Source organism: Photobacterium galatheae (genome assembly GCF_000695255.1).
GTDB classification, from domain to species: Bacteria; Pseudomonadota; Gammaproteobacteria; order Enterobacterales; family Vibrionaceae; genus Photobacterium; species Photobacterium galatheae.
Map to the genome: position 1 here is coordinate 1 of NZ_JMIB01000001.1, position 19,582 is coordinate 19,582.

17 protein-coding genes and 1 pseudogene are annotated in these 19,582 nt (G+C 52.4%); 15 read left to right on the forward strand and 3 right to left on the reverse strand.

What is annotated here, in order from left to right:
• The 9 genes and pseudogenes from EA58_RS21635 to EA58_RS00045 form a co-directional block, all read left to right on the forward strand.
• Positions 1 to 510: pseudogene (locus tag EA58_RS21635) on the forward strand (hypothetical protein); the annotation flags it as partial.
• A 63-nt stretch (positions 511 to 573) separates the two neighbouring features.
• Positions 574 to 1,353: a hypothetical protein gene (locus tag EA58_RS00010; RefSeq protein WP_152547885.1), complete on the forward strand. Its 780-nt coding sequence runs from the start codon at positions 574 to 576 to the stop codon at positions 1,351 to 1,353.
• A gap of 425 nt (positions 1,354 to 1,778) precedes the next feature.
• Positions 1,779 to 2,945 carry a serine hydrolase domain-containing protein gene (locus tag EA58_RS00015; RefSeq protein ID WP_036747447.1) on the forward strand — a complete coding sequence of 389 codons (1,167 nt, stop codon included), beginning with the start codon at positions 1,779 to 1,781 and terminating at the stop codon, positions 2,943 to 2,945.
• A gap of 181 nt (positions 2,946 to 3,126) precedes the next feature.
• Positions 3,127 to 4,134: a LysR family transcriptional regulator gene (locus EA58_RS00020; RefSeq protein ID WP_235199510.1), complete on the forward strand. Its 1,008-nt coding sequence runs from the start codon at positions 3,127 to 3,129 to the stop codon at positions 4,132 to 4,134.
• A gap of 284 nt (positions 4,135 to 4,418) precedes the next feature.
• Positions 4,419 to 5,852, forward strand: coding sequence for an ethanolamine permease (eat, locus tag EA58_RS00025; protein ID WP_036747451.1), 1,434 nt, complete (start codon positions 4,419 to 4,421; stop codon positions 5,850 to 5,852).
• Positions 5,853 to 5,950: 98 nt separating this feature from the next.
• Positions 5,951 to 7,318 carry a glutamine synthetase family protein gene (locus tag EA58_RS00030; protein WP_036747454.1) on the forward strand — a complete coding sequence of 456 codons (1,368 nt, stop codon included), beginning with the start codon at positions 5,951 to 5,953 and terminating at the stop codon, positions 7,316 to 7,318.
• Positions 7,319 to 7,345: 27 nt separating this feature from the next.
• The gene (locus tag EA58_RS00035; RefSeq protein ID WP_036747456.1) at positions 7,346 to 8,737 is read left to right on the forward strand and encodes an aldehyde dehydrogenase family protein; all 1,392 of its coding nucleotides are present in this window, start codon (positions 7,346 to 7,348) and stop codon (positions 8,735 to 8,737) included.
• Between the two features lie 64 nt (positions 8,738 to 8,801).
• Positions 8,802 to 9,965, forward strand: a complete 1,164-nt coding sequence (locus tag EA58_RS00040) for an iron-containing alcohol dehydrogenase (protein ID WP_036747459.1) — start codon at positions 8,802 to 8,804, stop codon at positions 9,963 to 9,965.
• Between the two features lie 21 nt (positions 9,966 to 9,986).
• Positions 9,987 to 10,706, forward strand: coding sequence for a glutamine amidotransferase-related protein (locus EA58_RS00045; RefSeq protein WP_235199511.1), 720 nt, complete (start codon positions 9,987 to 9,989; stop codon positions 10,704 to 10,706).
• Between the two features lie 84 nt (positions 10,707 to 10,790).
• Here EA58_RS00045 and EA58_RS00050 read toward each other — a convergent pair whose 3' ends face one another.
• From EA58_RS00050 to EA58_RS00060, 3 genes are all read right to left on the reverse strand, one after another.
• A complete protein-coding gene (locus EA58_RS00050; RefSeq protein ID WP_036747461.1) occupies positions 10,791 to 11,591 on the reverse strand; it encodes a siderophore-interacting protein in 801 nt (266 codons plus the stop codon).
• 14 nt (positions 11,592 to 11,605) lie between these two features.
• Positions 11,606 to 12,229, reverse strand: coding sequence for a recombinase family protein (locus EA58_RS00055; protein ID WP_081819499.1), 624 nt, complete (start codon positions 12,227 to 12,229; stop codon positions 11,606 to 11,608).
• A 988-nt stretch (positions 12,230 to 13,217) separates the two neighbouring features.
• Positions 13,218 to 14,123, reverse strand: a complete 906-nt coding sequence (locus EA58_RS00060) for a LysR substrate-binding domain-containing protein (RefSeq protein ID WP_036747464.1) — start codon at positions 14,121 to 14,123, stop codon at positions 13,218 to 13,220.
• 96 nt (positions 14,124 to 14,219) lie between these two features.
• Here EA58_RS00060 and EA58_RS00065 point away from each other — a divergent pair, with 96 nt between their 5' ends.
• From EA58_RS00065 to EA58_RS00090, 6 genes are all read left to right on the forward strand, one after another.
• On the forward strand, positions 14,220 to 14,405 hold the full coding sequence (locus EA58_RS00065) for a hypothetical protein (protein ID WP_036747467.1): 186 nt from the start codon (positions 14,220 to 14,222) through the stop codon (positions 14,403 to 14,405).
• Positions 14,406 to 14,533: 128 nt separating this feature from the next.
• Complete coding sequence (locus EA58_RS00070) at positions 14,534 to 15,004, forward strand: GNAT family N-acetyltransferase (protein WP_036747470.1); 471 nt, start codon at positions 14,534 to 14,536, stop codon at positions 15,002 to 15,004.
• Positions 15,001 to 15,465 (forward strand): GNAT family N-acetyltransferase, encoded by a 465-nt coding sequence (locus tag EA58_RS00075; protein ID WP_036747473.1) that lies wholly within the window; start codon positions 15,001 to 15,003, stop codon positions 15,463 to 15,465. The genes EA58_RS00070 and EA58_RS00075 overlap by 4 nt, the downstream gene beginning before the upstream one ends.
• Before the next feature lie 79 nt (positions 15,466 to 15,544).
• Positions 15,545 to 15,982 (forward strand): DUF2000 domain-containing protein, encoded by a 438-nt coding sequence (locus EA58_RS00080; RefSeq protein ID WP_036747476.1) that lies wholly within the window; start codon positions 15,545 to 15,547, stop codon positions 15,980 to 15,982.
• A gap of 208 nt (positions 15,983 to 16,190) precedes the next feature.
• A complete protein-coding gene (locus tag EA58_RS00085; protein WP_081819500.1) occupies positions 16,191 to 17,903 on the forward strand; it encodes a transporter substrate-binding domain-containing protein in 1,713 nt (570 codons plus the stop codon).
• Positions 17,900 to 19,318 carry a sigma-54-dependent transcriptional regulator gene (locus EA58_RS00090; RefSeq protein ID WP_036747479.1) on the forward strand — a complete coding sequence of 473 codons (1,419 nt, stop codon included), beginning with the start codon at positions 17,900 to 17,902 and terminating at the stop codon, positions 19,316 to 19,318. Before EA58_RS00085 ends, EA58_RS00090 begins: the two co-directional genes overlap by 4 nt.
• Positions 19,319 to 19,582 lie beyond the last annotated feature (264 nt).

The following is a 19,582-nucleotide window of genomic DNA, read 5'->3' on the forward strand; positions in this document are numbered from 1 at the left end:
AAATTAACCGAACACGGAATTATTGTCAGCACAGTCGAAGTGGTGCCGGAAATATTTTATGCGGCGACCCGGTATGCCGCTTATGTGGGAATTGTAGTGTGCTTATTGGCCGTGATTTTTGTTGGGCCGTTGGCTTTTGTGGGAGCAGGTGCGGGAGCATTGATGGCCTTCAAAATGACAGGGTTTAATAATGAGCCTAAAGTTGAGGTGTTTCCATTTTTAAAAGAATTGAGATATATGATCCGAGATGAATTTGAGAAGCCTACTTATGAAAATGGTGTTGTTTTAATGAATCTAAAAAATATGGATATTTTGCCGGATTGGTTGGCGGATGAAAATGCATCTGATCCTTATCAGGATTTACGAGATTTTCATTGTGTACTTTATTATTGTAATGAATCTCAACAAAAGGAAATCCGCCCTTACCTTGAACAACTGATTCAAATCGAATCGGGTAAAGCTTTTTTACAGGCTAGGCGTGAACGAGCCAAGGAAATGAATTTAAATTAATCGATTAAATTAAGGGTGCACGCAATCTTAATCGTGCGCCCGTTTTTATTTGAAGATACATTGATGAAAAACCAGTTCAAATACTTGCCAAAATGTACAGAAGAATATAAGCAGCAACAGATCCAGCAGGTGCTGGAAGCGGATGTGATTTATGAATGGGAATGTGACTTGGTGCAAGGCTTGAGATGGGTTCAAACTTCAGGGGTTGTTCTCATGATCTTTCTATTCGCGATTTTGTTGGGTGATTCGTGGGGATGGTATCTTGCGTTTAGCATATTGGCGCTGATGATGGGGAGCGCATCTTACTTTCTGTATCAGTCTACAAAACGTCAACATGTCAAATTAACCGAATACGGAATCATTGTCAGCACGGTTGAACTGGTGCCTGAGGTTTTTTATGCAGCGACCCGTAATGCCGCTTATGTCGGTATCGTGCTGTGCTTATTGGCTGTGGGTTTGGTGGGGCCACTGGCTTTTGTAGGGGCAGGTGCGGGAGCATTGATGGCCTTTAAAATGACCGGGTTTAATAATGACCCCAAGGTGAAGGTGTTTCCATTTTTGAAAGAACTTAGATATATGATCCGTGAAGATTTTGAAGAAGCGATGTATGAAAATGGCATCGGTTTAGTCACGCTTCAACATATGGATATATTACCCAATTGGTTGGAGGATGATAATGCACCTGACCCTCATCATCAATTGCGGAATTTTCACTGTGTCCTTTATTATTGTAGCGAAAAACAGCAACATGAAATTCGTCCTTACCTTGATCAACTGATTCAAATCGAATCGGGTAAAGCCTTTTTACAGGCAAGGCGTGAATCTGCAACTGTGGTGAAATAAACCTGTCCTTCCGGGCGTACGGTGCTGTTTGCTGTGTGCCTTTTACCTGCCTGTACTGTCGTGATTTTTATCGTGATTATTTATGTACGCTGCTTGGGGTCATCGGGTGCCAGTATGCTGATGACTTCTGGCGCTTGCTCTCTCTGAAGGCAGTCCGCATTTCAATGACATCTGAAAATACGTGACGCCAATTAAATTAATGACAGAAAACAGAATGAGATTGTGAATTCAATCCCCGAGATCCTAGTGACGCAAAACCGAGGGTTGTATAAGAACATGATTTTTGATGCTTTTATGTTGTCAATCCATGGGAATTCGTTGAATGGATTGTTTTTGTCAATGCTGATGATTGCTCGTGTTAATGCAATTCAGTGCTATTCAATATCGTCGGAATGACTGGGTGATCATCAGTATCGGGAGGGATTGTGAAGAAAATTATTTTGATTGGCCTGGGGCTGATTGCGTTTTCATTTTATCAGCTGAACCATGTTGATATGAGCAACTTCAGCTGGGTTCAGTTATCTCAGCAAAACGACTGGCCGGTGAGAGAGCCCAAAGCCCTGGGTTTTGATGAAGAGAAGCTGGTCTCACTGCATCAGTTCGTGAGCAGAAGTAAGCGCAAGCATGTTCATTCACTGTTCGTTGCCAAAGACGGGCAACTGGTGTTTGAGCAGTATTATCCTGCGGCGAATACGCCGACGGGGACGCCCATGCCCACACATTATCCGCCCGGGCCGGATACAGCGCACCAAATGCGTTCTGTGACTAAAACAGTGACAGCAACCTTGCTGGGTACGCTGCTGCAATCGGGTGCGATCCCCAGCCTGAAGCAGCCACTGTTCAGTTACTATCAGAACGAGGCGGTGGCGGATTTAAGCCATAAAGCCGATGTCACGCTGGAAAATGCCCTGATGTTTAATATCGGGCTGGACTGGGCCGAGTGGGGAGAGCGGAACAGTGATGCCATGAATATGTGGCTGTCGCCCGACCCTTACGCATACATTCTGAACAAGAAAATGGCGTACCGGCCCGGTGAGAAATTTATTTATCAGGGGGGTGTCAGCGTGTTGCTGGGGGGCGTGGTTGAACGGGTTTCGGGGATGGACTTGCGTGAATACGCCGACAAAGCCCTGTTCGGGCCACTCCATATTACGAATTATGACTGGTTTGCGCATGAAGTGACGGGCCAGTATTTAGGTTCATCGGGCTTATATCTCAGAACCCGTGATTTAGCCAAGCTGGGGCAGCTGTACCTCAATCAGGGGGAATGGCACGGGCAGCAGCTTCTGTCTCCGCAATGGGTAAAACAAAGCTTGATGCCTCGCGGAAAGTTCTGGTCGTGGAAATCTATTGAATATGGCTATAACTGGTGGCTGCCACAGATTGAGTCGAATGGGAAGCGGGTGTCGATTGCAGCCATGCGTGGCAGCGGCGGGCAGGAGATGTTTATTGTGCCTGAGCTGAATCTGGTGTTTGCCATGACATCAGGCGCTTATTTCAATCAGGATGAAGATTTTCCATTACAGTTGCTGGCTGACTACATTTTACCGGCAATCGGGATGGAAAAAGTAGCGTATATTCCGAATCACTGATGACTGTCCCGGTCGCTGTGCCTGTGACAGAAAAACCGGCCATGCCATGGAGCACGCAAATATCACTGATGAGTTTGATATTTAGGTATTTTTATTTGTAAATTATACCTTTGCGTGATTGTTCTGATGAGGTTCTGACGCTTTGCATGTCACAAGAAGGCATGCTGCATGACAGGAGGTCATGCCTGTCAGAACTCATCGCGCATGCTGGCAGCTCAGAAGGATGGCTGATTTGAAAGGATTCGGATTCGATCTTCGTTCACTCGAAGTGTTTGTCGCCACGGCTCAGACCGGCAATATGACGATGGCTGCGACGCAGCTTGGGTTGACGCAGTCTTCGGTGTCGCAAACCCTCTCTGCCTTAGAGCAGAATCTTAATGTGGCTTTGCTGGACCGCAGTGTCCGGCCTGTCGAACTGACGGTTGCCGGACGTTATTTCTACGATCAGTCCTGCCATTTGCTGGCCGAGGCCGAGAAAACCCACGGGGTGATGACTCAGGGCAATTTCCAGAAACTGCATTTGCTGCGGATTGCGATGGTCGACTCGCTGGCAACCTCGCTCGGTCAGCCGTTGGTGGAAGTGATCAAACGTCATACCGAGCATTGGCGGATCAGCACGGGCCGCTCTCATATGCATGCCCAGTCGCTGTTGTCCCGCAGCGTCGATATCATCATTTCTGATGATGCGCTGGATAATCATGAACACCTCAGCCGTCACCGGATTCTTCGCGAACCCTTTGTACTGGTGATTCCGAGCCTGTATGCGAGTCAGTTTCAGCAGTTGCATCAGGTGGTGAATCAGCTTGATTTTATTCGCTATACCAGTGATTCGCTGATAGGGGTGACCATTGAACGCTATCTGCGACGGCAGAATCTGAACGTGCCGATCAGGATGCAACTGGATAATACCTTTGCAGTGCTCACCAGTGTCGCAGCCGGTCTGGGCTGGACCATCACCACACCGCTTTGCCTGTTCCAGTGCGGGCCGATCCGAGACAAACTCACTTGCCTGCCGTTGCCCGGCGATGAACCTTTTTTTCGGAACCTGACGCTGGTCAGCCGTCATCACGAGTTAGGGAATCTGCCGCAGATTCTGGCAAACGACAGCCGTCAGATTATCAATCAAAGTTTTTTACCGAAGATCCGCGATGAACTGCCCTGGCTGGAACACGAATTTTATGCCGGGTGACCCTGTTTCTGACTGGAACGACTGAGGCGTAAAACATCCGCCATTTTGGTGCAGGCGGAGAGCTGAAGCTGAGCGTTATGTCTTTGATGTTTGTTAAGGTTTTGTCTGTTACCTGATGAATTAATTGGTTTTTTTGAGTGGGCCATCCATCACTATTAAAAAAATTTATGCCGCACTGTTAGCAGAACTGATTCTTGTTGTCGGGGTTATCGAATCGCCTTTAAGTTAACAAAGCTGTAACAAAGAAGCGATTTGACTTTATCTACCGTTGAAGAGGAACAGTGATGTCTGACAGCAATGATCAAGCAGTCGAAAATAACACCGTCTCTGACGATTACTTAAATAAACGACAGCTCAAAAAAGGCGTTGCCGGCTGGGTGCTTCTGGCCAGCCTCGGGGTGTCTTATGTGATTTCCGGCGACTTTGCCGGCTGGAACTTTGGTCTGGAACGTGCCGGATTCGGTGGCATGTTGCTGGCAACCATTGTGATGGGGTTGATGTATCTGTGCCTGATTTTAAGTCTGGCCGAAATGTCATCTTCCATTCCGACGGCCGGGGGCGGCTACAGCTTTGCCCGCCGGGCGATGGGGCCCTGGGGCGGCTTTCTGACCGGCACTGCGATTTTGCTGGAATACGCCATTGCCCCAGCGGCGATTGCCATCTTCATTGGCGGTTACGTTAACGAACTGATTGGCATCGATGGCCCGGTGGTGTATGCCGTCTTCTACTGTGCCTTTGTCGGGATTCATCTGTGGGGAGCCGGAGAGGCGCTGCGGATCATGATGGGCATTACGATTCTGGCGGTGATTGCAATTCTCGTGTTTGCACTGGGCATGCTGCCTCACTTCGACATCAACAACCTTTTTGATATTCCTGTTCAAGCTGATGTCGCCGGTGCCAGTGTCTTTTTACCGGAAGGTTATCTCGGGATCTGGGCGGCACTGCCGTTTGCGATGTGGCTGTTTCTGGCGGTTGAAGGTGTTCCGCTGGCCGCAGAAGAAGCGACCAACCCGGCCAAAGACATGCCGCGCGGGATTATCGCTTCCATGTTGCTGCTGATTGTTTTTGCTGCCGTGGTGCTGATTCTGGTTCCGGGCGGTGCCGGTGCGGAGGCGATGAAATCTCACAGTGCGCCATTGGTGGGCGCTTTGCAGGCGGTTTACGGCACAGATTCTTTCGCTGCCAAATTTGTGAACGTTGTTGGCCTGTTCGGTCTCATTGCCAGCTTTTTTTCGATTATTTACGCATATTCCCGTCAGGTGTTTGCCCTGTCCCGGGCTGGTTATCTGCCCCGTTTCCTGTCGCTGTCCGGTGAGCGAAAAGTGCCGGTCTGGGCACTGATTGTCCCGGGCGTGATTGGCTTTCTGCTGTCGCTGTCCGGCGAGGGCGATCTGATGATCACCATGGCGGTGTTCGGTGCGACCGTATCTTACGCCCTGATGAGCCTGTCCCATATCCTGCTGCGCCAGAAAGAACCGGAACTGGCGCGTCCTTACAAAACCCCGGGGGGCACGCTGACGTCCGGCATTGCTCTGGTGCTGTCGTTAGTGGCACTGGCATCCACCTTTGTGGTGAGCCTGCAGGCGGCGTTGTGGTCGGCACTCTTCTATGCCGTGATGCTGACTTACTTCGCCCTGTACAGCCGCCACCGGATTGTGGCGAATGCGCCGGAAGAAGAGTTTGACCTGATTTCCAGTGCTGAGTCTGAACTCAGCTAATTCACCGGATATCCGGGCGCGTGGCGAGTAAGCGCGTCCGGACTGAATCATTGATCACACGGCTCAGGTACGAGCCATCTTCATCAAAAGAGGTACACATGGAAGCCAGAGAAGTGAAGACGATTGCAGACGCAATGGCCATTGTTGAGGAACGGGGTCTGACCCATGTCAAAGTCGGGCTGTTTGATAACGACGGCATCATGCGCGGTAAATATATGGCGAAATCGAAATTCTTTTCCTCGCTGGAAAAAGGGTTTGCTTTCTGTGATGTGGTGCTGGGCTGGGATTCGAAAGACCAGCTTTACGATAACGCGCGCTACACCGGCTGGCATACAGGCTACCCGGATGCCCCGGTGCGGATTCTGCCCCAGACCTGCCGTGACGTGTACGGGGAAGGCGGCATGCTGCTGTTTATTGCAGAGTTTACGGAAGAGGCCGAAAAAGTCTGCCCGCGCGGTACCCTGCGCCGGGTGCTGCAAAAAGCCGATGAAATGGGCTTCGATGTGTTTTCTGCACTGGAGTACGAGTTCTTTGTGTTCAACGAAACACCGCATTCGGCCCGCGAAAAAGGCTTTCGCAATCTCGAACCCATTACGCCGGACTGGTTTGGCTATTCGATGATCCGCAATTCAGTCCATTCCGATTTGTATCACGCGATTCTTGAAATGGGGGAGCAGATGGACTTCCCGATCGAGGGTATTCATTCTGAAACCGGACCGGGTGTGCTGGAAGCCGCCATCGGTGTGGATGGTGCTGAAGCGGCCGCAGATAAAGCCGCGCTGTTCAAAACTTTCATGAAGGTGCTGGCACAGAAGCGTGAGCTGATGGCGACCTTCATGGCGAAATGGTCGGGTGATTATCCCGGACAAAGCGGGCATATCCATGTTTCGCTGAAAAACAAAGACGGTTCTTCGGCTTTCTTCGACCCATCGCAGACCCACAACATGAGCAAAATCCAGCGTCATTTTCTGGCGGGACAGCAGCGTCTGATGCCGGAATTTCTGTGTCTGATTGCGCCGACCATTAACAGTTATACCCGCATGATCCCGGGCTTCTGGGCGCCGACCGATGCGACCTGGGGCGTGGAAAACCGCACCACGGCGCTGCGGGTGATCCCCGGCAGTGAAAAGTCGCAACGGATTGAACACCGTCTCGGCGCGGCAGATGCCAACCCTTATCTGGCCCTGGCGGCTGCGGTTGCTTCCGGTCTGTACGGCATCCTTCAGGAATGGGAACCCTTTGAACAGGTAAAAGGTAATGCCTATGAACAGACACATGCGCCGGAACTGCAATTGCCTCGCACCTTGTGGGAAGCCGCGCAGCGATTCAGGCAGTCGGAAGCGGCCCGTACTATGTTTGGAGATGAGTTTGTCGATCATTTTGCGGCCACCCGTGAGTGGGAAGAGCGTGAATTCAGAAAGCATGTGACGGACTGGGAAATGGACCGCTATTTCGAAATTATCTAGGTCAACAAACCTTGAGGAAGACTTGCAATGACAACCATGCAGCAAACAATTTCGCCGGTTGACGGCAGTGTGTATGTCACCCGGCCGCATGCTTCACAGACTGAGATTCAGCAGGCGCTGACGCTGGCAGAACGCGCACAGAAAAACTGGGCCGGCACCGATTTGGCAGAGCGTCAGGCCATCTGCGCCAAAGCCGTCGAATGGTTTGAAGCCCATCAGGCGGAGATCGGTCTGGAAATCAGCTGGCAGATGGGACGTCCGGTCCGTTACGCCAAAGGGGAAGTCGCAGGACTGGCCGAGCGGGCACGCTACATGATCGCGGCCAGTGAGACGGCACTGGCTCCCGTCACTTTGCCGGATAAGCCCGGATTTACCCGGTACATCCGCCGTGAACCCGTGGGGGTGGTTGCGGTGATTGCGCCCTGGAACTATCCGTATCTGACGGCGGTGAACAGCATCGTTCCGGCCCTGCTGGCGGGCAACAGTGTCATTCTGAAGCATTCGGCACAGACGCCGTTGTGTGCGGAACGCCTGAAGGCCGCATTTGATGCCGCCGGACTGCCGGAAGGGGTGTTCCAGTTTCTGCATCTCAGCCATGACGACACCACGGCGCTGATTCAGTCGACGCAGATCAGTCATGTCGCCTTCACCGGGTCGGTGCCTGCCGGTGCCCATGTCGAACAGGCGGTTGCCGGACGCTTTATCGGGGTCGGACTGGAACTGGGCGGCAAAGATCCGGCTTATATCCGTGAAGATGCTGATCTGGATGCCGCTGTTGAGACAGCCATTGACGGTGCATTTTTTAACAGCGGCCAGTCCTGTTGCGGGATTGAGCGTATTTATGTTCACGCTTCGGTTTACGACACCTTTGTTGAGAAAGCGGTCGCGATCGTGAATCAGTACACGCTGGGTCGTTCTGATGATCCGGACACCACACTTGGCCCGCTGGTTCGTGCCAGTGCTGCCGATTTTGTCCGGGGGCAGATTGCAGAAGCTGTTGCTCAGGGGGCTGTGGCGCATATCGACGAGAAAAACTTCCCGCTCAGCAAAGCCGGCACGCCGTATCTGGCGCCGCAGATTCTGACGCAGGTGGATCATTCGATGCGGGTCATGCACGAAGAATCCTTTGGCCCGGTGGTTGGCATCATGAAGGTCAGCAGCGACGAGGAAGCCATCGCCCTGATGAACGACAGCGATTTCGGCCTGACCGCCAGTATTTTTACGCAGGACATCGACACTGGGATCACGCTGGGCGAACAACTGGAGACCGGGACGTTTTTTATGAACCGGTGTGACTATCTGGATCCGGCGCTGGCCTGGACCGGGGTGAAACAATCCGGGCGCGGCTTCACGCTGTCTGTGCTCGGCTTTGAGGCGCTGACCCGTCCGAAGTCATTCCATATCAAAACACTGGGTTAATTCACCGTATTTCAGAAACGTGCCGCGCTGTGCTTGGCGACGGAGCGGCCTTAAGGAGAGCAAGATGGCATTACAAGGAAACTGGAATTACCCGACACCGATGACGGTCGGCGAAGGCTGTCTGTATCAGATTGCGCAGGCGTGTCATGGTGCCGGGATCCGCAAAGCCCTGCTGGTGACGGACCCCGGTCTGGCGGAGTTGCCCATGGTGTCTGAAACGGTTGCGCTGTGCCGGGAAGCCGGGATTGCCTGTGAGGTGTTCAGCCGGATTCAGGGCAATCCAACCGGAGAGAACGTCGAAGATGGTCTGGCAGTGTATCGTCAGGGTGGCTTTGACGGGGTGATTGCGTTTGGCGGCGGTTCCAGTCTGGATGCGGCCAAGGCCATCGCGCTGATGGCGGGGCAGTCTCTGCCGCTGTGGGCGTTTGAGGATGTGGGCGACAACTGGCTTCAGGCCAATGCCGGTGCCATTGCGCCAGTGATCGCGATTCCGACCACCGCCGGAACCGGTTCCGAAGTGGGGCGTGCCTCGGTGATCACCGACACGGTCAATCATGTCAAAAAGATTATTTTCCATCCGAAGATGCTGCCGGTTCGTGTGTTGCTTGACCCGAAAGTGACCGTTGGTCTGCCGCCGCATATCACGGCTGCAACCGGAATGGATGCGTTGTCGCATAATCTGGAAGCTTTCTGTGCGCCCGGCTATCACCCGATGGCGGAGGGGATTGCACTGGAGGGCATCCGGCTGATCAAAACCTATCTGCCGCTGGCGGTGGCGAAGGGTGAAGATATTGAGGCCCGGACTCAGATGCTGGTGGCGTCCAGCATGGGGGCAACCGCTTTTCAGCGCGGGCTGGGTGGCATGCACGCCATCGCGCATACACTGGGTGCTTTGTACGACAAGCACCACGGTCTGCTGAATGCGATTCTGATGCCTTATGTACTGGCGGCCAATCGTCCTGCAATTGAAGACCGGATCACGGATCTGGCTCGTTACCTGGATTTACCAGAGCCCGGTTTTGATGCTTTCCTGCGCTGGGTGCTGGGCTTCCGCACCGAACTGAAGATTCCGCATACGCTGGCTGAGATCGACATCACCCTTGAAGAAGCACCGCGGGTCGGGGAAATGGCCGTGCAGGATCCATCAGCCGGGGGCAATCCGATTGCTTTCTCGGCAGAGGAATACAGCCAGATTTTTGTTGATGCCGTCACGGGCCGGCTTCCGTAAGCCTGACACCAAGGAGACACCATGCTGATGAAAATAGGTATTTTGCAGTGCGATGATGTCCGGCAGGATTTGCAGCCGGCACACGGGAATTATCCGGCGATGTTTGAGCAGTTACTGCATCATGCCGACCGCGAGCTGGAACTGGTGTTTTACCGGGCGCTGGACGGTGAATTGCCTTCAGAGATGGATGAATGCGATGCCTACATGACGACGGGCAGTCGCTTCAGCGTGAATGATGATTTGCCGTGGATCCCGCCATTGCTGGACTTCATCCGGACCCTGTATGCAAACCAGAAAAAACTGGTGGGGATTTGCTTCGGGCATCAGTTGATTGCCAAAGCGCTGGGGGGCGATGTGATTCAGGCCCCGCAGGGCTGGGGGGTTGGCGTCGCAACCCATTCGCTGCTGGCGTTACCCCGGGGCGTGAACGGTGCAGCCACGGTGCCTGAAAGCCTGTCGCTGGTGGTCAGCCATCAGGATCAGGTGGTGACGCTGCCGCAAAACAGTGTGGTGCTGGCCGGAAGCGACTTTTGTCCGTATGCCATGATGCAGGTTGGTGAGCACTTCCTCGGCATTCAGGGGCACCCGGAGTTCAGTAAGCCTTACTCCCGGGATCTGATGCTGGCAAGAAAAGACATCCTGCCTGCGGAAGTGCTGGATCATGGGTTGACATCGCTGGAGAAACCGGTCGACAGCGAACGGGTGACCCGCTGGATGCTGGATTTCCTGCAGGATGCCTGAAGCTATCCATCCCTGACGAAACAGCCTGTCCTGCATTCTGCCGGTCAGGCTGTGTTTTTTATTCGGTATGACTACCGTCGTCGCTTATCCGCTGTAATTTTCCTGGTCATCACGCTTGATGACTTTATGGCCGTCCTCGGTGACGCCTGCTTTCCAGTAACTGCTGATGTAGCAGGCTTTGCGATCGAATTCTGGCTGCTGGCTGAGATGCTGGCGGATGGCTCTCATATTGCTGAATTCACAGGCACACCAGATGGCCGGTTTCCCGGTTAGCCATGGCAGTGAAGCCACGCGCTCTGCCAGCGAAGGGGCCGTCTGGAGATCCCCGGTTCTGAGGATCAGTTCAACACCGGCCGGCAGGTTCAGGGCTGGCCGATCGGCATCACTGTGCAGATCCAGCACCACATAGCCTCTGGCCTCTGCGGGCAGGCTGGCGGTTTTGAGCTGAATCGATGGCAGGGCGGTCATATCGCCGATGATCAGCACCCAGTCATAGTCTTCTGCCAGACCTTGAATCGTGTTGGGTCCGCCAATGGAAATCTGATCGCCCGCCTGTGTCTGCATGGCCCAGTGACTGGCGTATCCGCCCTGCATCTGATCGACGGTGTCCCCATGATGATGTTTGACAAAGTCGATTGAAAACCGGCCCTGCACGGCATCAAATTCGCTGATAGTAAAAGTACGCATCACCGGACGCTGACCTTCGGTCAGGGTACTCAGATCCGTGCTGCCTTCCGGCGTGAACAGCAGTTTGACATATTGTCCGGCACTGTCTGCCGGAAGTTGCCGGATATCCTCGCCGGTCAGCACGATACGGCGCATGTTCGGGCTGATATCGAATGTTTCTGAGACGGTGAATGTTTTGGGTTGAAGACGTTTTTGCATGTGTTGTGCTCTTTTTATTGTTTATCGTTCATGGATGGCTGGTTGTGGCCATGATGCTGCATTTTGGCTTTGACACGTTTGACGGTGGAAATGCTGACGCCTACTTCATCCGCCACACTTTGCAGTGTTTTTCCGGCTTGCAGCAGCCTGGCGATCTGTTGGTGTTGTGCCTGATTGGCACGCCGGCCCCGAAATTTTTCTTTCCAGGCCGATGGGTCTTGCCGAAGAATGCCGCGACTCGCTTCAGCGGCCCACAATCGTTGCTGGGTTTGCGAGCTGGCGTAGCCTTTCAGCATTCGCAGCAAAGCGTCGGTCACCGGGCAATTCGGCTGAAATGTCAGGGGCTGATTCAGGGTATGGATGATCACGCCTTTATCCAGCAAATTGCTGAGAGTCAGATGACAAGCATCGAAATGAAAACCCAGATCCGTTACCCAGCGGACGATGAGTTGATCGCCGGGTTTGAGGCGATCAAATAAGGCACGGTACTGCGGACGATCTTCTGCGGGAACATTGCCGCGCATCCCGGTTTCCTGAAACAGTTGGAGATCCGGACTGAAATCGGTGATTTGCCGGATGAAAGCATCCGGATCGGTCATTTTCGGTGACAGCCGAATGTAGCCATAAGTCGTCGGCATGGGATGTTCCTGTGTTGTATCTGTATTTGTTTCTGTGTTGTTTTTGTCGGGGCACGACAGAATGACTGGTTCATTTGGTGTGGCTCATTTAAAAGTCATCATAGTGGCTCAAATAAAAATGGTCAACACCAAATGAGCTGTTGGTGCGCATCAGAAAAGGCTGAGATTGGCACTGAACCCAAGCGCGACATATCACCCCATCACAAAGAAATATTGGGACAGTCGCCTTAAGAACGCCAAAAGATACTGGATTCCCGCCTTCGCGGGAATGACGATAACTGGTTGATTATAAATAAAATTTATCAGTTTTACTCAAGGCTTTGTGTAGGAGGAACCGGCGAAAGCTGGAGCCACAAAGCAGGCATGAATGATGAGGGACTTTGGCGAGAGGTAACCGCTCCTTTCTGTTATCCCCGTACTCTCTTGCTATCCCATTTTTCCCGTCATTCTCACGAAGGTGGGATCCAGTGACTTTCAAGGATAAATTGCGTGGAAAATGAATCCGGTTGATGGCTGTCATCTCGTGCTCAGTGGATTCCCGTCTTCGTGGAGATGATATAAATCATTGATTATAAGCAAAAATAATCCAGCCCCAGACATAAGAATCGGAAGAGGTCACCTGCTTAGGGAAAAATTCATGGATGAATTTTTAGGTTGTCGGCGTCGGGAGCGCCTACAACCGGCCCGGACCACATCAAAGAACCAATAGGCATTTCTGGATACTCTTTGGGCCAGCAAAGAGTATCTGGCGCGCATCAGAAAAGGCTGAGATTGGTACTGAACCCAAGCGCGACATACCACCCCATCACAAAGAAATATTGGGACAGTCGCCTTAAGAACGCCAAAAGGCACTGGATTCCCGCCTTCGCGGGAATGAGGCTAATTGGTTGATTATAAATAAAATTTATCAGTTTTATTCAAGGCTTTGTGTAGGAAGAACCGACGAAGGCGGGAACTGACTCAGACAGGACAATCAGACGCGTGAAGACTACGTCTGAAAGTGTCTGACTTCATTGTGCAGCCAGTCGATGAACGCCTGCGCCCGGGCGATCCGGGGCGAAGTCTGACTGTAAAACAGGGTGAAGCGGACGCCGGGGGTCATGCCAATGTCGAAGGGCTTCACCAGCAGGCCGCGTTCAATAAAATCGCCCGCCAGACTGAGCGTGCCTAAACAGGCACCATGGCCGGCGATCACCGCATTCAGCCCCATATCGAATGTACTCACTTCCATCCACTGGACATTGTTTTTGGGCATGGTGACCCCGGCGATCTGGAACCATTTCTCCCAGGTGAAGCTATGGGTGTCCACACCATGGATGAGCCAGCAATCTAATAACTGTTCCGGTCGGGTCAGTTGAACGGATTCTGCCAGTTCAGGCGAGCAGATCGGGTAGACGGCCTCTTCATACAGCAGGGCTTTGGTTAGGTTATTGCCTAAATCGGTGTCATAACCCTGACGAATGGCAATATCGATATTGCCGTACTTCATCTCGGGTGATTCGGCGGTGGCGTAAACCCGAATTGGAATGTTCGGATGACTCATGGTGAATTTCCAGAGTCTGGGCATTAGCCAGCGTGCTGCAAACGACGGCGTGGTATTCACGGTCAGCATGCCTTCCAGCGGCTCGGCCTGGATGGTATTCAGGCCAGACAGAATGTGCTCGAACCCTCTGGAGACGGCTGAAAATAGGCTGGTGCCCTGGCTGGTCAGGATCATGTTACGTCCCTGACGGGTGAAGAGCTTACAGCCAAGCGATTCTTCTAACTGGCGAATTTTCTGGCTGACGGCGGCCTGACTGACATATAGCTCTTCTGCGGCTTTGCTGTAACTCTGTTGCCGGGCTGCGGCTTCGAAATAGCGAAGCCCGGATAAATGTCGCAAGCGATTGTCCATAATCTCAGCTTATAAGTGGTGTCATAAATCATCGTTCGTTGATAGAAAGGATTATACGCATAATCTCCGCAGACACTGTGACCGGAGAGAAGAAAAATGATCAAGATGATGTTGCACTGGGAATTGAAAAGTCAGCGTTTGAGCGCAAAGAAGCGGCTGATTGCCATGAACTCTGCCAGAAAGTCGGCAGTACAGCATGATGGCTTAACCCCGCATCTGAAGCATGACCTTGGACTGGAGGAACCCGAAGAAAATTCATTCGACTATCATCGCTACTTATAGGTGCTGGGAGGAGAGGGCGTTTGTGCCGTGCCGGCTGCGGGGGAAAATCATCCGATGTTTTCGGTCTGTACATTCCGGCAGGCGCAAGGTTAAGATGCTGAAAAATAGAATGAAAAAGAGTCAGTGAGATGGAAGTTGATGTGCGTGCCTTAACCCCGGCTGATCTTCCGGCGTATCGTGAGATTCGTCTGGAAAGCCTGCGGCTGCACCCGGACTGCTTTGGCGCCAGCTATGAAGAGCAGCGGTGTATGCCCCAAATGCATTTTGAACGTAATATTGCAGCGCAAAACCCGCAGCATACCATGCTGGGCGCTTTTGACGGGGAAGCGCTGATAGGATTATGTGGTGTTTCTGAAATCGGTAACCAGACAGTTTTGATTACTCAGATGTATGTTCAGGGGGCCTATCAGGGGCTGGGTGTGGGTCAGGCGTTCATTGAAGCCGCGAAACGAACGGCAGCCGAAAGCCATCAGGCCCGCAGGCTTCAGTTGGATGTCTATCCGCAAAATCTGGCGGCGAAACGCAGTTACGAAAAAGCCGGCTTTCAGGTGACTGATCAGACTGAGGATGAATTGATCATGACGCTGGTGCTCTCATGATCCGGATTCGTCATGTTGATCCGGCACTGATCCCGATGGCACTGTTGCTGGAAGCTGATCCATCTGAAGCCTGCATTCAGCATTATCTGAACGGGGCGTTTTGTCTGGCTGCGGTTCAGGAGGACGAGATCATTGGGGTTTGTGTGACTCAGCCGATTGCAGAGCAGACTTATGAAGTGTTCAATCTGGCTGTCTTTCCGGCTTACCAGCAACAGGGGATTGGCAGACAGTTGCTGGCTGCGCTGTTTCCGAGACTGAAAAAACAGGGCGTAACAACGCTGGTACTGGGCACCGGCACTTTTGGCTATCAGTTAACCTTCTATCAGAAACTGGGGTTCCGGGTCGATTCGGTCGTGAAAGATTTTTTTGTCGAACATTATGATGAGCCGATTGTTGAGCAGGGACTTCAGCATCTGGATATGCTCAGACTCCGCCTCGATTTGACGGCGATTCCGGGTTAGCGTTGGTTTATGCAGGGCCGGATGATCGATAATTTTCTGGTTTTGAAAAAGCAATTTTGCATGAGGCACAGAAGAGGAAATGATGCACAACAGTTTACCGGATGAAAATCAAAAGCGATTTGTCGCTGTATTAAGTAAGAAACTGGAACTGGGCAGGACGTTCAATGTGCTGGGACACATCAGTGTGGGTCTGTCTGCGCAATTAGAACAAGGCATGGCACATTTTGTGGATTACACGGATAAAGACGGTCAGGTTCATCCTTCGTTATCTCACTATCCGTTTATCGTGCTGAAGGCTGACAACAGCAATAAAATCCGGAAGATCAGGGAAGCGGCGCTGGCGAAGGGCGTCATGTTTACTGATTTTACCCATACCATGACTGACGGCGGTTCATTGCATCAGCAAGCGATCACGGCAGAAACCGCAGAAGTTGATTTAGAATATATGGGCATTGGTTTATTTGGGGATGCCGAGACTCTGAAAGAGATGACCAAAAAGTTCAGTTTATATCGGTAATGCCGGGATGAAGCGTCCTGGCATATCAGCGATGGCAGATCAATCGATGTCCGGCATCCCTTCCGCTTTCTTTCCTTGGCTATTGATGACAAATCTATAAAATAACCCACTCACTGAATGGAAGGAAAATCACCTTTCTCCTGATTTTCGCGAGTTGTCATTTCCGGTATGGAATGCCGTAAATGCCGAGCAGATAAAGGAAAACTGCATGACCCTGAACGCTGATGATTGTCGTGCTGCGTGTGGCGCTTTGATCCGTTGGCTCGGGATCGGCCTTGTCTTCTGGTGGCCGCTTCAGGGGCTTTCGGCTGAGGCAGACCGGGTGATTGTGGTTGGTGGCGATCATCACTATCCACCTTATGAATTCATCAATGAAGATGGTGATCCTGACGGTTACAACACCGAGCTGACTCTGGCGATTGCCGAAGTGATGGGGATTGATGTGGAAATTCGGCTGGGGGCCTGGGATGACATCCGTCGTCAGCTTGATCAGGGGCAAATCGATATTGTTCAGGGCATTGTGCAGTCGAAAACCAGACAGCAGTATTATGCTTTTTCCCCGCCCCATGCCATTGTGCATCAGTCCATCTTTGCCCGGAAAGGCGATCCAGCGGTCTCTGGGCTGAATGATCTGAACGGCAAGTCGGTGATTGTTCAGAGCAGCGGCGCGATGCATGATTATCTGCGGCACCAGCAGCCGGGAGCTGATTTAGTGCTGGTGGATTCCCACGCCGATGCCTTGAGACTACTGTCATCTGGCCAATACGATTACGCGCTGGTGGCAAATCTGCCCGGACTCTATACCGGTAAAGCGCTGGAGCTGTCGAATCTCATTCCGGTCGGAAAACCCTTGGGTGCTCAGCATTACGGCTACGCGGTGCTGAAAGGCAACGAAGATCTGCTGGCGCAGTTCAGTGAAGGGCTGGCGATTCTCAAAAATACCGGCCGGCAGCAGGCGATTTATGATAAATGGCTGGGGCCGCTGGAAAATCAGGGCTTCAGTTGGAAACAGCTCGGCATGGCTGCGGCGATGGTTTCTGCCATTCTTTTACTGGTGCTGGGTGGGATTATGATCTGGAACCGCGCCCTGAGCCGTGAAGTGGCAAAACGGACAGAAGCTCAGCAGTTGCAGCAACAGCAGCTGATTCAGGCGGACAAAATGACCTCGCTGGGGATTCTGGTGTCCGGCATGGCACATGAAATCAATAATCCCAGCAGCTTACTGTTGCTGAACCTGCCGATCCTCAAAGAATCCTATCAGGATGCAGAGGAGATCCTCGAAGCTTATTATCAGCAGCATGGTGATTTTATGATGGGCGGTTTGTCTTATAGCCGGATGCGGGATGAAATCCCCTCGATGCTGGACGACATGCTGGCCGGGACGCAGCGCATTCGCCGGATCGTGGAAGACTTACGGGATTTTGCCCGTCAGGAGCCGACAGATCTGAGCGAGGTTGTTGATCTGAACGGGGTCACCGCGGCGGCCATTCGGCTGGTTGAGCGAACCCTATCCCAGTCCACCCAGCATTTTTCCGTGTCGTACGGTGAGTCATTGCCAACATTTGAAGGGAATGGCCAGCGCATTGAGCAGGTGATTATCAATCTGATGATCAATGCCTGTCAGGCACTGTCATCGCCTGAGCAGGCGATTCGGGTCCGGACGTATTTTCACAGCGCAGAACAGCAGCTTCGGCTGGAAATTTGCGATCAGGGAAAAGGGATTGCACCGGAACATCTGCCCCGGCTGAGTGATCCGTTCTTTACCACCAAGCGCGAGCAGGGCGGCACCGGACTGGGATTGTCCATTTCGTTCAGTATCGTGAATGAACATGGTGGCAATTTAACTTATGACTCTACTTTGCAGCAAGGCACCTGCGTGACGCTCTCGCTGCCCGCCTTGAAAGGGACAACAGTTTCATGAATACCAATCGATATCCGGCTTTCGGTGTCCTGCTGGTCGATGATGAACCGGCTTTTCTGCGCAGCCTGAGCATTGTGCTGGAACGGCGGGGTGGGGTGAACCATCTTTTTCAGTGTCAGGACAGCCGGGAAGCTATGGCGATCATCAAGCAGGAAAATATCGGCTTAGTGCTGCTGGACCTGACCATGCCTCATGTGTCCGGCGAAACCTTGCTGGCTCAGATCAAAGCGGAATATCCGGAAGTTGCCGTCATCATTATCAGTGGACTGAATCAGGCGGAAACCGCCGTGAACTGTATCCGGCTGGGTGCCCATGACTATTTCGTGAAAACCACGGAAGAGAACCGGCTGGTGGAAGGCGTGAAACGGGTCATTCTGATGCAGGAAATGCAGGCCGAAAATTATGCCCTGCGGCGTCGGTTTCTGACGGATACGCTGGAGCGCCCTGACGTGTTTGCCCGAATTATCACCCGGGATAAAGCCATGCGGTCGGTTTTTCAGTATCTGGAATCGGTGGCACCCAGCAGTCAGCCGGTGATGATCTGTGGTGAAAGTGGCGTGGGTAAAGAGCTGATTGCACGGGCACTGCATACCCTGAGTCAGCGAAATGGCCCGTTGATCAGCGTGAATGTGGCCGGGCTGGATGATCATGTGTTTGCCGATACTTTGTTTGGACATCACCGGGGGGCGTTTACCGGGGCGGAGACTGTCAGGGCAGGGCTGATTGAACAGGCGTCTGGCGGAACGCTGTTTCTGGATGAAATTGGCGATCTGAGTCAGGCATCTCAGGTCAAATTGCTGCGTTTGATTCAGGAAGGTGAATATTATCCGCTGGGCAGTGACCGACCTAAACGGCTCAAGGCCAGAATTGTCGTCGCCACCCATCAGGATCTGGTGCAAAAACAGCAGTGTGGCGAATTTCGTAAAGACTTGTATTACCGTCTGAAAACGCATCAGGTCGATATCCCTCCGCTGCGCAAACGGCGTCAGGATATCCCGCTGCTGCTGTCGCATTTTTTACAGGAAGCGGCAGATGAGCTGGGAAAAACGAAACCGACGATTCCGAAAGAGCTGCCGGTTTTACTCGCAAATTATGCGTTTCCCGGCAATGTTCGGGAATTACGTGCGCTGGCTTATGATGCGATGAGTCAGCATCGCTCTCGGATGTTGTCGATGGATGTCTTCCGTCGGGTGTTAGACAAGCATGCGGTGTCTGCGGATCTTCCGCTACCGACGGGTGTGTCGTTGTTCGATCCGGATCTCCCTTTACCGTCTTTTCAGGAAATGGGGGATTTACTGACCCAGGAAGCGATGCGACGGGCGGAAGGCAACCAGTCTCTGGCGGCAAAGCTTTTGGGGATTTCTCAGCCGGCGCTGAGCAAACGGCTGAAAAAAGCGCAGTCGGCGTTGGAATAAACCCCTATAACCAACGGAATGGTTATAACGAGACGAATAGCTGGTAACTGATTGTTTATCATGGAAAATTTTCAATTATACGTTCATGTTATGCATTTGGTTATACCCCTTTCGGCGTCCCGGATGCTGAGGGTTCAGGATTTTCATCGATAAATCATAAGGATAGAAAATAAAACAGAGTGGCATCATGCTTGCAACATTCCATCCTCTTGTGGAATGGGGATCACCCATTCTCGTCTCAGGGTCAGCAGACCCGAATCACAA

Bases quoted from the DNA above. Each gene is read 5' to 3' on its own strand.
- EA58_RS00010 (WP_152547885.1), top strand. From the start codon at position 574: ATGAAAAACCAGTTCAAATACTTGCCAAAATGTACAGAAGAATATAAG.
- EA58_RS00020 (WP_235199510.1), top strand. From the start codon at position 3,127: ATGCCTGTCAGAACTCATCGCGCATGCTGGCAGCTCAGAAGGATGGCT.
- eat (WP_036747451.1), top strand. From the start codon at position 4,419: ATGTCTGACAGCAATGATCAAGCAGTCGAAAATAACACCGTCTCTGAC.
- EA58_RS00030 (WP_036747454.1), top strand. From the start codon at position 5,951: ATGGAAGCCAGAGAAGTGAAGACGATTGCAGACGCAATGGCCATTGTT.
- EA58_RS00035 (WP_036747456.1), top strand. From the start codon at position 7,346: ATGACAACCATGCAGCAAACAATTTCGCCGGTTGACGGCAGTGTGTAT.
- EA58_RS00040 (WP_036747459.1), top strand. From the start codon at position 8,802: ATGGCATTACAAGGAAACTGGAATTACCCGACACCGATGACGGTCGGC.
- EA58_RS00045 (WP_235199511.1), top strand. From the start codon at position 9,987: ATGCTGATGAAAATAGGTATTTTGCAGTGCGATGATGTCCGGCAGGAT.
- EA58_RS00050 (WP_036747461.1), bottom strand. From the start codon at position 11,591: ATGCAAAAACGTCTTCAACCCAAAACATTCACCGTCTCAGAAACATTC.
- EA58_RS00055 (WP_081819499.1), bottom strand. From the start codon at position 12,229: ATGCCGACGACTTATGGCTACATTCGGCTGTCACCGAAAATGACCGAT.
- EA58_RS00060 (WP_036747464.1), bottom strand. From the start codon at position 14,123: ATGGACAATCGCTTGCGACATTTATCCGGGCTTCGCTATTTCGAAGCC.
- EA58_RS00065 (WP_036747467.1), top strand. From the start codon at position 14,220: ATGATCAAGATGATGTTGCACTGGGAATTGAAAAGTCAGCGTTTGAGC.
- EA58_RS00070 (WP_036747470.1), top strand. From the start codon at position 14,534: ATGGAAGTTGATGTGCGTGCCTTAACCCCGGCTGATCTTCCGGCGTAT.
- EA58_RS00075 (WP_036747473.1), top strand. From the start codon at position 15,001: ATGATCCGGATTCGTCATGTTGATCCGGCACTGATCCCGATGGCACTG.
- EA58_RS00080 (WP_036747476.1), top strand. From the start codon at position 15,545: ATGATGCACAACAGTTTACCGGATGAAAATCAAAAGCGATTTGTCGCT.
- EA58_RS00085 (WP_081819500.1), top strand. From the start codon at position 16,191: ATGACCCTGAACGCTGATGATTGTCGTGCTGCGTGTGGCGCTTTGATC.
- EA58_RS00090 (WP_036747479.1), top strand. From the start codon at position 17,900: ATGAATACCAATCGATATCCGGCTTTCGGTGTCCTGCTGGTCGATGAT.